The following is a 15,239-nucleotide window of genomic DNA, read 5'->3' as shown; positions in this document are numbered from 1 at the left end:
CTGTGGTGAGTCGGGTACCTGTGACGACAGAGCATACAGGCACCGCAAAAATTTAAAACTAGTGCCGCTCAGCTAGCGTTTGCTGACTAAATAAGCTATCTTGGAATTCAGGGTAAGCCCCTTCAGCATGTTCGGTAAAGTCAAGCCCGCGTTGCTCATGCTGTGCAAGTACGCGAAGACCGATGGTTTTTTCTATCACAAAATACACCACCATACCCAGTCCAAACGACCAGACAAACATTGCCCCGATGCCCATCAGCTGTACGATGATACGATGGGTGCTGAATAAATCACCTTCATAAAACAGCCCTGCAGCCAGCGTACCCCACACACCGCCGCCCACATGCACGGCAACGGCATACACCGCATCATCCATTTGAACATTATCCAACAACCGCTTCACCGCCAAATACGCCAAACATGCACCCACACCGGTAACAATCGCAAACACAGGCGACATGGTCGCACAGCCTGCGGTAATGGCGACCAACCCTGCAAGGCTGATATTGACCGTATCACTCAATAAAATCGCTTTACGCATCACCCCTGAAATCAGCAGATAAGCCGTCACCGCACTCACCCCTGCTAGGTGGGTATTTAGCATGATTTTGCCCAAATTGCCTGAGCTGGTCAGTGTAGAACCTGCATTAAATCCAAACCACGCTAACCATAGGATAAAGCCGCCCAATGTGACAAGCGTGAGATTATGACCGGCAATCAAACGCGGCGTGCCATCAGGGGCAAAGCGACCAATACGCGGTCCAAGGACGATAATACCCGCTAGCGCTAGCCACCCACCAACAGAGTGCACCACTGAAGAGCCGGCAAAATCAATAAATCCAAGCTCGGTGAGCCAGCCTTGACCGCCATAATAGCCGCCCCATGCCCAACTGGCTACGACTGGATAAATCAGTCCGCAAGTCATCAACGTACCAATCAGATACCCTGAAAATTTAATACGCTCCGCCATCGCACCACTGGCAATGGTGGCGGCGGTGGAAGCAAACATCATCTGAAAAAACAAATGTGCCCATTGCATATTGCTAAGCTGTTCTGGTAAAAACTCGCTTTGGCCCACGTAACCTGTGGGGTTGTTGCCTGCCATCAAACCGTAGCCCAAGATATAAAAAATTAACCCGCCAATCGCCATGTCGGTGTAGTTTTTCATCAACACATTCACGGTATTTTTACTACGCACTGAGCCTGCTTCAATGAGCGCAAAGCCCGCCTGCATAAAGAACACCAGCAAACCACCAATAACTACCCACATCACATTTTGGTAGTCATATAGCTGCTCATTGGTGGGCGTCGCAGCGTACACCGAGGAATGTTGATAAAAAACCATCACGGATAATAGCCATTTATAGGCTTTATTAAACCGTTTACTGGTATGCCGTTGAACCGTATTGTTTAATTTTCTCATGAAGCTTTTGCCCTTATGCTCTTATGCCCTCGATAAAAAACTATCGCTCAAGTATTAATCAGTTTTGCCAAGACAAGGAATGCAAATTGTGTACCAAATAAGAAAATGATTAAAAAATAGCGGGTTTTGACAACGCATAAAAAAGCGCTTTAAGCCGTGATGACTTAAAGCGCTAATGGTTGAGGTTGATGGCTATAAGGACTCGTTATCTGAAGTGTTACCTGTTTTATGGATATCTTCAGTGGGATTGCCTCCTGTCACCGTACCATCATTGGTGGGATTATCGTCCTGCGCTTTTGGATTAAAGGCTTTATTACGCGCATCGGCATTTTCAAGCCACAGCGCGTTTAAAATCGCCAATAATACCGCAAACCCCAATCCTAATATCCACGCAAAATACCACATTGTGTTCTCCTATTGAGTTGCCTTGATTTGGGTCAGTAAAGTGAATGCTCTTGCTCTCGAACATAAGCCTTGGTCACTTTACCGCGCATCACGCTATATGCCCAGCTGGTGTAGCCTACAATCATCGGTAATAACACCACCACGACAAACAACATAATCATCAAGGTGAGATGACTCGATACACTGTCCCAAACCGTCAAGCTTGAACGTGGGTCGCTAGAGGATGGCATGACAAACGGAAACAGCGCCACCCCTGCGGTCATAATCACACTAAGCACAGCAATACTGGAGGCGATAAATGCGGTTAAGGTTTTACGCGCTTTTAACAATATTGCCGTGACAATCGGCATGATGACACCAAGTGCAGGGAATGCCCATGCCAGCGGATATTGATGATAATTTGCCATCCATGCGCCCGCTTGACGCGTCACCTCTTTATTGAGCACATTTGGCAAGGCTTGGGGGTCAATGTGGCTGGTGATATGATAGCCGTCAATCGATTGTATCCATACCCCTGCTAGCACAAACAACACCGCCATCACCAGACTACTGATAGCAGCGTAGTTAAGGGTACGATGTTGTACCTCATCAAGGGTGCGATGCGCCAAATACGCCCCACCTTGCATAATCAACATAGACGCACTAATCAAGCCACACAGTAGGGCAAATGGATTAAGTAATGCCCAAAATGAGCCTGTGTAAGTCGATACCAAATGGTTGTTAAAACTAAAGGGCACGCCTAAAAACAAATTACCAAATGCCACGCCAAACACCACAGCCGGGATAAATGAACCGACAAACAACCCCCAGTCCCACGCTTTTCGCCAAGTTGGATTGTGTATCATACTGCGATATTTAAACCCCACAGGGCGGAAAAATAACGCCCACAATACTGCCATCAACGCCCAATAAAAACCGCTAAAGGCAGTGGCGTACACCATCGGCCATGCCGCAAAAATCGCGCCACCTGCCGTGATAAACCATACTTGGTTACCCTCCCAGTGCGGACCAATGGTATTGATAATCACCCGGCGCTCTTCATCATCTTTGCCGACAAAAGGCAGTAACGAACACACGCCCATATCATGCCCATCCATGATAGCAAACCCAATGAGCAGCGCACCGACCAATAACCACCAAATAATTTTGAGTGTTTCATAATCAAACAACATGATTCACCTCGGCTGTATCATGGGGCAAATTTAATGAAGGACTCACGTGAACCTTGTGAGTATCTTCGCCGTAGTATTTGCCCGTACCTAGACTCGCAGGTCCTTTACGGGCATATTTTATCATCAAGTACATTTCAATCATCAGCAGCACCGTATAAAAACCAACAAATCCCGCCAGCGAGGCATACACATTCGCCACGCTAATATTGGAGGTTGAAAAATACGTTGGTAACATGCCATAAATCGTCCAAGGTTGACGCCCATACTCGGCAACAAACCAACCAAATTCCGCAGCAAGCCAAGGCGCAGGCAGCATCAATAATGCCCAACGTAACAGCCAAGGTTTTTGGATAAAGTTACCTTTGACACTTGACCAAAGACTAATCGTAAACAATGCCAACAATAAAAAGCCCAAACCCACCATGGCACGAAATGACCAAAACATCGGGACAATAGGTGGAATGGTGGCATCGGTGGCCTGTTTAATCATTGCCGGCGTGGCTTGGCTAACATCTGGCGAATAGCGTTTGAGCAATAACCCAAAGCCCAAGTCTTTTTTTACCTTTTCAAATTCTGCCACTGTCACAGGATTTGGGGTTGAACCTGGGGGTGCACTGCGTAATTGATCCAGTAGCAACACCGCTTTTTGACCATTGATGATACGTTTTTCATTGATGATTTTGATGTCATGGATACCCAAAATCGGGGTATCTAGTGAGCGCGTCCCAATCAAGCCCATCACATACGGAATTTGCACTGCCCAGTTATTTTTTTGCTCGGCTTGGTTGATATCGGCAATCAAATTAAAACTGGCAGGCGCAGGCTCGGTTTCCCACATCGCCTCTATCGCTGCCATTTTGGTTTGCTGTGCCAAGCCGATGGAATAACCCGACTCATCACCCAGCACAATAGTGCTACAAATCGACGCAAAACCAAATGCCGCCGCGACTTGAAAGCTGCGTTTGGCAAATTCGACATCGCGTTTTTTGAGCAGATACCACGCTGAGATGGCAAGCACAAAGGTCGCCCCCACCGTATACCCGGCAGAGACGGTATGTACGAATTTGTTCTGCGCCTCAGGGTTAAATAATACTGCGGCAAAATCGGTCATTTCCATGCGCATAGTCTGGTAACTAAACTCTGCGCCAACCGGATTTTGCATCCACCCATTGGCAATCAAAATCCACAATGCGGATAGATTAGTACCCAGCGCCATCAACATAGTCACCAGCAAATGCTGTCCGCGCGACAGTCTATCCCAACCAAAGAAAAACAGTCCGACCATGGTCGATTCTAAAAAAAACGCCATCAAGCCTTCAATGGCAAGCGGCGCCCCAAAAATATCGCCCACATATTGCGAGTAATATGCCCAGTTGGTACCAAACTGGAATTCCATGGTGATACCGGTGGTGACACCCAAGGCAAAGTTGATGCCAAATAGTTTGCCCCAAAAACGCGTCATGTCCTTCCACACTTCTTTGCCTGTCATCACGTATATGGATTCCATGATGACCAGCAGCCACACCATGCCCAGTGTGAGTGGTACAAATAAAAAATGATATAACGCCGTGACTGCAAATTGCAGACGGGAGATATCGACGAGATGTTCTGTTATCATGTTGACTCCTTGGTTTGACAACCAATTCAGATGTCAATTACCCTCATGCGTGGTTTAAAAAAGGGTAATTTTTTATTTACAAACATTATATAAATCTATAAATTATTTGTCATGCGGCATAATGTCGCACCCGACTACAAAATACTATGATTAGTATTCCGTTGCTGCTACCATCTTCTCATACCATGTCAAAGATGGTGATAGTTGAATGAGTAATAGTTTATGGGTCTCTTGAGGGTAGTATTTTAAAGTGGGCTCGTTCATCGCTTTACTTATTTAATTGTCTTTTATATGGCTTTTTATATGCCTTTATCAAGGTATTATCAACCCTCATTGGTGGGCACGGTGTTTACACTTTTTTGTCTCATTGCCTTGATGAGCATGATTTGTCGTACCTAACCCGTGCTTGATACGCTATGATATGTCCATTGATTTTATCGTTACTGTTAACCAACCATGTCTGAAACTTCTGCTGTCAACCAAACCCTTCGTCACTATGCCGCTATGGCAAAGCGACCGATTTATATGGCATGGGGACTGTCAGTTGTGTCCACGCTGGTATTGATTGTGCAGTCTTGGCTGATTGCGGTCATCTTTGCAGATTGGTTAACACAAATTACCCATCACCGCCCTGCCACTGACGTATTTTTTGATTATCTGCCGTGGCTGATGGGATGTCTGTTGCTACGTCCTTTACTGCATTTTTGCAAAGACCAGCTGGCGTTAGACGCGGGACTACAAGTAGCCAGCATCCTACGAAAAACGCTAGTTGAAAAACTGGCACAAGTAGGTGCGGCGCGCGACCAGTATGGCAGTGATGGCGGGCTTGCCAGTATGGTGATTGAGCAATGTGACGCCTTAACGGGCTATGTCAGCCGTTTTTATCTGCAGCGACTGATTGTGGTGACCACGCCTATCATGCTATTAGTCGCCGCTGCGACCCAAAGCTGGATAGCGACGCTGATTTTACTACTAACTGCACCGCTAGTCCCTGTATTTATGGTATTAATTGGTCATGCCACCGCCCGTAAAAGTCGGCAACAATTTGCCGCGATGGCACAGCTAAGCGGGCGATTTTTGGATTGGTTACGTGGTACAGCGACACTGCAACGGCTGGATGCTGTTGGGCACGCCAGTCAAGATATCGATGCTTCAGCCGAAGCCTACCGTATGCGCACCATGTCGGTGCTCAAAATTGCGTTTTTAAACACCGCCGCGCTAGAACTGTTAGCCGCGCTGTCGATTGCGCTACTTGCCGTGTATTTGGGTTTTGGTTTAATCGGTATTTTACCTTGGCAAAAAAACACGGTACCTGTGCCTTACCAGTCGGCGCTATTTTTACTGCTGTTGGCACCTGAATTTTATGCCCCGCTACGTCAGTTGGGCGCGGATTATCATGTTAAAGCGCAAGCGGAAGGTGCGATTGCTGAATTATCACCGTTGTTAGCGTTTGCGTCAGCGGAAAAAACAAAAGCTAACCCCTTTATATTAACTGCGCCCCCTGCCATTGACGCAGATAATATTTGGGTCAATCATCAGCAGCGCACACGGCTCGCGCCGTTAAGTTTCGCTATTGCCGCAGGGGAAAGGTTAGCGATTGTCGGTCAAAGTGGCAGCGGCAAATCCACGCTATTGCAAATTTTTTTGGGTTTTTGTGCCTACCAAGGCGATATTTTTATTGACAACCAAAATTTTAACACCATCAATTCCACGCAATTTCGCCACCAAATCGCCTATTTGTCACAGCAAACCATGCTACTGCCGATGAGTATCGCCGATAATTTGCGCCTGCCAAACCCAACCGCCAGTAATGACAAACTATGGCAAATTCTTGCGCAAGTGGGCTTAAAACCTTTGATAAAGGCACTGCCAAATCAGCTAGATACTCAGTTGGGTGAACGTGGTAGCGGGTTGTCCGGTGGACAGCAGCGACGACTGGCAATAGCCCAGTTACTATTACAAGACGCGCAGCTTTGGCTACTCGATGAACCCACTGAGCATTTAGATAGTGATACCGCAGCCGAGATTAATGCGCTATTACAACAAGTGACTAGGGGTAAAACCGTGCTATGGGTGACGCACGATGCCACAAGCCTGCCTTGGCTGGATCGGCAAATAAGCCTTGATATTGCATCTACTTTGGCGAAGGTGTAACGGTATGACAGCCCCTAATAGTGAAAACAATAGTGAAAATAAACTTGCTAGTGAAAATAGGCTTATTAATCAAAATAGCCTTGTCAAAACTCACCGGCAAAAAAGAGCAAACAGTCATCAAACCTTCCGTTTATCCCAGCTGTTTAGCACGCAGCTAGATAAATGGCTCATTGCTGCCTTGTTAGGGATAATGACTGCGTTATCGGTGATTGGGCTATTGATGACGTCAGGGTGGTTTATTTCTGCGGCAGCAATGGCGGGGATGGTGGCGCTGGGCTCACACAGTTTTAATTATCTGGTACCGGCAGCGATTATCCGTGTGATGGCGATGGTACGTACCGCAGGACGCTATGGTGAAATGATGGTATCCCACCATGCGGTGTTTGGTTTGTTGCAGCGGCTGCGAGTGCGGTTTTTTAACCAGTTTGCACGGCTGCCACTGGCAAACTTATCAAGTACCCTACAATCTACCCATGCCATGCACCGTTTAACCCATGATATTGAGGTGCTCAATGAGTTGCCACTGCGCGTGGTATCACCTTGGCTAGTCGCGACAACTGCTAGTTTGCTAGTAGCCATTTTACTTTATCAATATGATGTTAACCCCATGCTGATTGCCATATTTTTAATCGCAGGTTTGATGCTACCTGCCTTGCTGACATGGCGCAGTATCAAGCACGCCCGCGCTCATCAGGCATTGGCAGAGTCTAGGCGTGTCAGTTTGCTCAATCCGCTATCGGCGCTTACCCATTTATTGATTTGGCAGCGCTGGCAATCCGAATTGACTGCTTTTAACAGCCTCGACACTCAACATACGCATCAGCAAAAGCGCATCCAGCGCGCCCAGTCATTGGTCATGCTGATCATGCAGTGGCTGATTGCAGCGGTTTTGGTCGGCTTGCTAGTGGGTTTTTATCACACGCCCCTTGTCATCAGTGTGCCGATGTTGCTTGCGTTATTCCTCGGTATCATGGGCATGACTGACTTGCTAGCGCCGTTAGTCACCCATTCGCTAGCCCTTGGCAATAGTTTGGCAGCAAAACACCAACTCAATGAATTACTCAATCCTTCGCTACAACCTAGCCATTATTTAAACCATGATTTAACCCCTTTACCCATTGATGTTGCGCGCCTAAATGCGCCACTCACACTCACCATCAATCAGCTAGCTGCCAAAATGCCGCAGGCGATTGTCGGTTTCAAAGCTATCAGCTTGACTGCCACCCAAGGCATCCCTGTATTGATTACTGGGCGCTCGGGCGCGGGCAAATCAACACTGTTACAAGTGCTAGCCCATGAACTAGCACCGCAACAAGGCAGCATCGAGCTCAATGGGATGGATTGGCTAGCCTTACAAAATACGCCCGCGCTCACAGGTTATCTGGGGCAGCAGATTGATATTTTTGACCAGACCTTGGCGACCAATTTAAGATTGGGCAACACCTATGCCAGTGATGAACAGCTTTGGCAAGTGCTGGGTAAGGTTGGACTCAAAGACTGGGCGCGCAGTCAGCCGCTACAATTACAGACCCCGCTAGGGGAATACGGGCAAGCCATTTCCGGTGGTCAAGCCAGACGTATTGCCTTGGCACGGCTATTACTTAGCCCAAAAAAAATCTTGCTGCTTGATGAACCGTTTGCGGGACTTGATAAAAAAAGCCGTGAAGCACTGTGGCAAATGCTGGTAAAACATCAGCAGCAAGGCATTTTAATCATTGTCACCCACCATCTTTGGCAAACTGACCATCCAATTAATATCGTGCAATTACCTGAGCCTGATGTTTTAATTTAACCTGTCTAGGGAAAAATTAATTTGACAGGCAAAAAAATTGATAAAAACATTTTTGAACATTGCTGCAGGCGCTTATCTAAAGCAAATTTTTTTAATCCGATTGCTATAACCTACCTAGCTCGATTCTGCGTTATCGCTAAGTTTCTGCTGTCTTAATTTTTGTATGATAGTACTATCCAATCAAGGGTTATCAACAACTATATTAACAACCGCAGGAAAACCTATGAACTTAGCAAAATTTAACCCCTCATTTTTAGCCACTGGGCTTAGTGTAGCTCTGCTTAGTGTCGTTACAGGTGCGACACTCACCGCCTGTGCGAGCACCTCAGCAGCACCACAAGCGCAAAAAATGCAAAAGCGCCATCCAGCCAATGCCAAGAACTTTGAGCAACACTTACAAGCTATGCAAGCCAACGCGCAAGCAGCCGCCAATGCCAGCATCAGTGCCTCTCAAGCAGTCGCCTTGGTACAAAAACAAGCCGCGAACACACGCATTGTTGGTGTACAATATCATGACAATAGCAACCGACCCAACCCAAATCCTGCCCGTAGCGGCAACAACGCCGATGACAACATTGTCGGCTACCGGGTCATGACCCTTAGTGCGAATGGTCAACCACAACTCTATATCGTCAATGCGTCTAATGGTCAAGTGACCCAAGCAACTATGCCATCATGGCCATCACGGCCATCACGCCCAGCGCGTCCGCCACAACCCAATAACACCAATAACATTGGCAACCCCAATAACCCTAATAGCCCCAATAACATGGGCAACCCCAACAACAATCAACCGCCTGCGCCGCCTGCCACCAATATCAGCCTAGAGCGCGCCATGCAATTGGCAGCAAGCCAAGTGGGTGGTGAAGCCATTGGCGCCCATTTAGGTGGGGATAAAGGGGGTAAAATGGGTGGTCATGGTCCTCGTGACGGTCAACGCCGCCCTAACAGAGACCCACAAATGGGCAATACAGGCATGCCGCCTGCACCAAACCCTGCCCAAAATCAACCACCAAGAACCCCAAGCTATCAAATTGAGGTGGTAAAAGGTCAAGAAATCTACCATGTCAAAGTTGATGCCCAAACAGGTGCTGTGAGCGATGTCAAATCACTTAACGACCTCAACCGTCGTGCGCCTACTCAGCCATAATTGAGCGACAAATGGCAACCTTGCTTATGAGCAACACCGTCATTCTTAGAATGGCGGTTTTTTGTGTTATAGTCTATTTGTTTAACAGTATTCGTGTATAAAGGTAACCCAATGAGAGTATTACTCGTCGAAGATGACGTCTTCATTGCCGACAGTCTGATTGATAGTCTAGAAGAAGAAGCCTATGCAGTAGACTGGGCAAAAGATGGGCGAGAAGCGATTTTGACCCTCAAAGTCGAAGCGTATGACATGATTTTGCTGGATTTGGGCTTGCCAGAAATTGACGGCATGAGCGTGTTAGAGACGCTTCGCAGTGCCAAAATCGACACGCCTGTACTGGTGCTGACCGCCCGAGACCAAATCAAAGACCGCGTGAAAGGACTGGATGCTGGGGCAGACGACTATATGACTAAGCCGTTTGCGATGAGTGAATTACTCGCTCGTATGCGTGTGTTGGTGCGCCGCTCGCAGGGCAATAGCCAAAACACCCTACAAGTCGGCGACTTAACCCTTGATATCAATGCCAAACGCCTCAAACGTGACGGCATAGAAATCGATATTACCGCCAAAGAATACATGCTGCTCACCACTTTTATGACCGCACCCGATAAAGTGTTTTCAAAAAGTGAATTGGAAAATTCTATCTACAATTGGGAAGCTGGGATAGAGAGCAATGCCATTGAATTTTTAATCTATGGACTGCGCAAAAAAATTGGTCAAAAACGGATTAAAAATATCCGTGGTTTAGGCTGGTATATCAGCGCCGAATCCCAAGACTGACAAAAAGCGATAGAAAAAAGGCTCAAAAATATCCAGACAATGACCGCCAAATAGCCGCGAAAATGACCATGACTAACCCTACAAAAACCGCCCTACCCTTGCAAAAATCGTTGCAAAAATCACTACAAAAACAATTGTTGGTTTGGATACTTGGCACGTTACTATCGATTGGCATTTTGGTACAGATTGCGGTATTTTGCTATACCTATCAAGAGTTTAACACCTCACAAGAAACCAATCTTAGCTATCTTGCTGAGCTGGTTAGCTCGCGCTCAACGGTGCGACCACCCCCGCATGAACTAAATCCCAATAGGCGACTATCAAACCCAAACAATGGTCTTGCAGCGCATGGCTTACCACCGCCTAGACCGCCCATACCAGCTATGATAGCTTCTGCCCCTAGCAGTAGCACGCCGACCACTGTTTTCTCGCCCAATGATGAAAGCAGCGTACTACAGTATCAAGGCGTTAAAGACGGTGTGCAAGTGGATATCTTCCCTGCCCGTTTTGGCAAAATTGACACCAATTTTATTGAGCCAATGGCTCACCCGCAATTGATTAATACCCCTATCGGTTTTAGTGAATTAACCCTTGATGGTGAAATCTGGAAAGTCTTTCGTAAAGACACCCCAAGGCGGGTGATTTTTGTGCGTCAACCTGTCGAATGGCAGAAAAAAATTGCGTTAAAATCGGCTTGGCAATCCATTATTCCAATTTTACTAACCACTCTGTTGCTGCTTGCACTATTGCCTTGGGTATTAAAGCGCGTATTGCGTCCGATTCAGATATTAGCTCGGCAAATGGCAAAACGTCACGGTCAAGATCTCAGCTTGATCGAGCTACCCACTGACAGCCAACATCGCTCAATTCTGCCCAGCGAGCTCATGCCTTTGGTCATTGAAATCAATGCATTGTTACAACGGGTTGACACGCATATCCAAAACCAAAATCGCTTTATCGCGGATGCAGCACATGAGCTACGCTCGCCACTGACCGCCATCTCACTGCAAGTACAACAACTGCAAAAATACAGTCAAGATGCGGCGATGTATAGCGATCCTGCAAGGCAAGCCAAATTCAAACAAAACATTCATAAACTCGCTGTCAGAGTGAAGCACAATCAACATTTGGTGGAACAGCTACTCACCCTTGCCCGTATGGACGCCCAGCAATCACAGCTGACCGAGCGCACCAACACGCCCACCGATTTAATCGCCGTGCTACGAGAAGCCATCAAACTGCTATTGCCGATTGCCGATAGTAAAGACCAAACCCTGTCGGTTGATAACCATCTCAACGCGCTGGGTACGTCAGCGACGCAGGTCAGTCTAGATGAAACTGCCTTGTTTATCCTGCTCAAAAACCTACTGCAAAATGCCATTTTATACACCCAAGCCACAGGCAATATCGCTGTTGTCATTGACCAAATGACTATCGAAGATTTAACGCAGACGTCAAGCAGCACCGATTCCACTTATGCCACCCAAGACACCTATGCCACCCATGCCAACTTCGCTAACCCATTGACCCCGACCCCTGTGTTGGTGAACAACGCTAGCAACAAACCCAATCACCGCGCAAAACGACTCATCGTCCAAGTTGCCGATACGGGCATTGGCATTGATGCAGCCCATTATCAAGACGTCTTTCAACCCTTTTACCGCGTCAATCAAAATGCGTCGAGCGCATCCCTAGCACACGGACAAGGACAAACAAGTAGCACACAAACCCATAGCGATACTGCCAAAAAATCTTTTCCCACCAAAGACACAAGCGCCCATTCAGGTTTGACGGTGATTGGCGGTACCGGCTTGGGTTTATCAATTGTTTATCAAATCTGCCAACAAGCCAATATCGATATTTATCTGAGTCCTACGCAAGTGGTTGAGAATGACGCCCAAACCACTACCACCACCCAAGGCTTAACGGTAACCTTGGTGTTTTAGCCTGCCTCAAAAATAACGTAATTTTGTCAAATCATCGCTACTTTTTTAAATGATTGTTCAATCTAGTTTTCTCAAACGTATAATTGCGGTATAAAGTACAACAACTATGCTTGGGTAAAACGGAAGTCAACTTTACGATGTTTGATTTTATATTGAAAAAAAATAAAAAAAATGCGCTGGACTCAATGCATGACAAGCCATCGGGTGTGTTTAATAAACTGGTATTTTATAGCGGTTTATTCGCTGTATTGCTTGCGATTATTGAGACAGGGTTTGTTTTTAAAGTTTGGTTGCATGGCGTGGCTTCGACGTTTTATTTGATAGTGCTTGGGCTTAATTTTATTGAATTATTGAGTCAATATGTGCAAAAAGGTATACGCTCAAAGCTTGTGCTAACGTTTGATTTGTCCATTGCTTTATTAGTTATTGCGCTATTGGTGACACATTTTTTTGCCGATAACAGCTCTTTTTTATACAAATTCTTGTTTGAAAAATCGCTGATAAAAATTGCGTTGTTGGTTTCTTTTATTCGTCAGTTATTGGTGATGGAATTTAGCTTTAAGATAGTCGTTGCGCACCCTGCCCAGTTGTTTATTTTAAGTTTTTTATTGCTTATTTTGCTCGGCACGTTTTTGCTGATGATGCCAAATGCCACGTATGGTCATATTGCGTTTGTCGATGCTTTATTTACTGCCACGAGTGCGGTGTGTATTACAGGTCTGGCGGTAAAAGATACAGGCGCTTTTTTTACGCCATTGGGTCAAATCATTATCATGTGTTTGTTTCAATTGGGCGGCTTAGGGATTTTAACTTTTGCTACCTATTTTAGCTATTTTTTTCGAGGGCGTATCAGTTATCAGACACAGCTACAGATTGGGCATGTGACCTCAGCCAATCGTATGAGTGATGTGCTAAAGACGCTCAAAGTAATTTTTGCGGTCACCTTTGCGGTGGAGTCCGTGGCAGCCATAGCGATTTATCTCAGTATGCTTGATGTCCCTATGAGTATCCATCGTCGCATCTTTTTTTCGGTGTTTCATGCTATCTCTGCATTTTGTAATGCAGGTTTTTCAACGATGAGTGATAGCTTATATGAGTTACAACTGCGCTTTAATTATCCGTTACAAATGGTTGTGGCGGTGACGTTTTTGTTTGGGGGGTTGGGGTTTGCGATAGTTGCCAATGTCGTGGAATATTTGCGCCATCAAGTGATGCGATTATTGTTTCCTAACCGCTCACGATATGGTGCCAAGCCGTGGCTACTGAGTATCAATAGTCGCATTAGTCTAGTGACGACCCTGTCCTTGCTAGTGCTTGCCTTTGTCAGTGTGCTTGTATTTGAGTGGCAAGGTACTTTAACTGAGCATACCAGTGTCATTGGCAAACTTGTGACAGGTTTTTTTGTGGCAGCTTCACCGCGCTCATCAGGAATTAACGTGGTAGACATGGCACAGCTAGCGCCACCGACCGTGATGCTTACCATTGCATTGATGTGGGTCGGGGCATCCCCAAACTCTACAGGCGGTGGTATCAAAACCACGACCTTTGCGGTCGCTGTGCTCAATATTGTGTCACTGGCACGCGGCTATTCTCGTATCGAAGTATTTCGTCGTGAAATTGCGGATATCTCAGTGAAGCGGGCATTTGCGATTATATGTTTATCAGTAATTATCATTGCGTTTGGTTGTACGTTAATACGCTGGGCAGAGCCCAATATGAGTATGACAGAAGTGTTATTTGAAAGTGTTTCTGCTTACACCACCACAGGGTTAAGCTTAGGTATCACCCCGCATTTAAGTGCGTTTAGCAAATCTGTCCTGATTGGGCTGATGTTTTGTGGACGGGTTGGGGCGTTGACCATCTTAATTGCGTTATTAAATCGCCCAAGGCATCAAAGCTATCGCTATCCTAGCGAAGAGATTATTATCACCTAAAGATAAATTGATAAGGTATAGATATGAAATACATCATCGTCGGTCTAGGCAATTTTGGCTCATCACTCGCCACCAAACTCACCAGTCAAGGACATGAGGTCATTGGTATTGATATCGATATGGATAAAGTTGAGCGCTACAAAGAATCCATTTCACACACGATTTGTATCGATTCTACCAGTGAAAACGCCGTCTCGGGGTTACCCATTGCCCAAACAGATGTGGTGCTCATTACCATTGGCGAAGACCAAGGGCAAAACGTGATGGTCACTGCCCTATTCAAAAATCTTAATGCCAAATACATCATTAGCCGAGCGATTAACCCACTGCATGAAAAAGTGCTACAAGCATTGGGGGTTGATGATATCATCCAGCCCGAAAACGAGGCAGCAACGCACTGGGCAAAAAAACTGTCGCTAAATGGCTTAATTGATTCGTTTGAGCTCGATAACGATTATAGTATCGTTCAAATACAGACACCGCCTACATTTTACGGTAAAACAGTTCACGCACTTGATTTAATCAATCAATTTAATGTGATGCTGTTAACCACCATTTCATTTCACCAAAACCAATTTGGATTTGGTCGAAATCAAACTAAATCCAAAATTGATGGCATTGTGCATCCAGATTTTGTCATTGAGCCTGATACGGTTTTAGTATTATTTGGGGAAACCCATGACTTAAGACGGCTGTTCAAGCATATGCACGCCTCCCAGAATTCATAACAATAGCCCATCAAAGCATTTAGTCGTTGTGGCTAATTTTTTGATTTTCGCTAGGTTTCTTGTGTTTTAACAACGGCTTGCAAGGTCGAAAGCCGTCAGCCAAAATTTTTGGTCACAAAATGGTCACGTTTTGGTCA

General features: G+C 46.1%; 11 protein-coding genes. 7 read left to right on the top strand and 4 right to left on the bottom strand.

Annotated features, from left to right (window positions below):
• Positions 1 to 58 precede the first annotated feature (58 nt).
• The 4 genes from RTS09_RS00200 to RTS09_RS00185 all read right to left on the bottom strand — a co-directional run bounded on the left by RTS09_RS00200 (position 59) and on the right by RTS09_RS00185 (position 4,618).
• The gene (locus RTS09_RS00200; protein ID WP_409418363.1) at positions 59 to 1,345 is read right to left on the bottom strand and encodes an ammonium transporter; all 1,287 of its coding nucleotides are present in this window, start codon (positions 1,343 to 1,345) and stop codon (positions 59 to 61) included.
• A 270-nt stretch (positions 1,346 to 1,615) separates the two neighbouring features.
• The gene (gene cydX, locus RTS09_RS10530) at positions 1,616 to 1,828 is read right to left on the bottom strand and encodes a cytochrome bd-I oxidase subunit CydX (protein ID WP_409418357.1); all 213 of its coding nucleotides are present in this window, start codon (positions 1,826 to 1,828) and stop codon (positions 1,616 to 1,618) included.
• Positions 1,829 to 1,860: 32 nt separating this feature from the next.
• Positions 1,861 to 2,997: a cytochrome d ubiquinol oxidase subunit II gene (cydB, locus tag RTS09_RS00190; RefSeq protein WP_312533887.1), complete on the bottom strand. Its 1,137-nt coding sequence runs from the start codon at positions 2,995 to 2,997 to the stop codon at positions 1,861 to 1,863.
• The gene (locus RTS09_RS00185) at positions 2,990 to 4,618 is read right to left on the bottom strand and encodes a cytochrome ubiquinol oxidase subunit I (RefSeq protein ID WP_312533093.1); all 1,629 of its coding nucleotides are present in this window, start codon (positions 4,616 to 4,618) and stop codon (positions 2,990 to 2,992) included. The genes cydB and RTS09_RS00185 overlap by 8 nt, the downstream gene beginning before the upstream one ends.
• Positions 4,619 to 5,074: 456 nt before the next feature.
• Here RTS09_RS00185 and cydD point away from each other — a divergent pair, with 456 nt between their 5' ends.
• From cydD to RTS09_RS00150, 7 genes are all read left to right on the top strand, one after another.
• Positions 5,075 to 6,772, top strand: coding sequence for a thiol reductant ABC exporter subunit CydD (gene cydD, locus RTS09_RS00180; protein WP_312533091.1), 1,698 nt, complete (start codon positions 5,075 to 5,077; stop codon positions 6,770 to 6,772).
• A 4-nt stretch (positions 6,773 to 6,776) separates the two neighbouring features.
• The gene (locus tag RTS09_RS00175) at positions 6,777 to 8,564 is read left to right on the top strand and encodes an amino acid ABC transporter ATP-binding/permease protein (protein WP_312533089.1); all 1,788 of its coding nucleotides are present in this window, start codon (positions 6,777 to 6,779) and stop codon (positions 8,562 to 8,564) included.
• Between the two features lie 223 nt (positions 8,565 to 8,787).
• On the top strand, positions 8,788 to 9,714 hold the full coding sequence (locus tag RTS09_RS00170; RefSeq protein WP_312533087.1) for a PepSY domain-containing protein: 927 nt from the start codon (positions 8,788 to 8,790) through the stop codon (positions 9,712 to 9,714).
• A gap of 111 nt (positions 9,715 to 9,825) precedes the next feature.
• Entirely contained in the window at positions 9,826 to 10,494 is a 669-nt protein-coding gene (locus tag RTS09_RS00165) for a response regulator (RefSeq protein ID WP_312533084.1), read from the top strand.
• A 68-nt stretch (positions 10,495 to 10,562) separates the two neighbouring features.
• A complete protein-coding gene (locus RTS09_RS00160; RefSeq protein WP_312533081.1) occupies positions 10,563 to 12,440 on the top strand; it encodes a sensor histidine kinase in 1,878 nt (625 codons plus the stop codon).
• Between the two features lie 152 nt (positions 12,441 to 12,592).
• A complete protein-coding gene (locus RTS09_RS00155) occupies positions 12,593 to 14,374 on the top strand; it encodes a TrkH family potassium uptake protein (RefSeq protein ID WP_312533079.1) in 1,782 nt (593 codons plus the stop codon).
• A gap of 23 nt (positions 14,375 to 14,397) precedes the next feature.
• Positions 14,398 to 15,102, top strand: coding sequence for a potassium channel family protein (locus RTS09_RS00150; RefSeq protein ID WP_312533075.1), 705 nt, complete (start codon positions 14,398 to 14,400; stop codon positions 15,100 to 15,102).
• Positions 15,103 to 15,239: the final 137 nt, after the last annotated feature.

Source organism: Moraxella sp. CTOTU47618, from assembly GCF_032017425.1.
Taxonomy (GTDB): domain Bacteria; phylum Pseudomonadota; class Gammaproteobacteria; order Pseudomonadales; family Moraxellaceae; genus Faucicola; species Faucicola tetraodonis.
The sequence above is the reverse complement of the archived record's forward strand: the minus strand, read 5'-3'. Positions and strand labels throughout refer to the sequence as shown.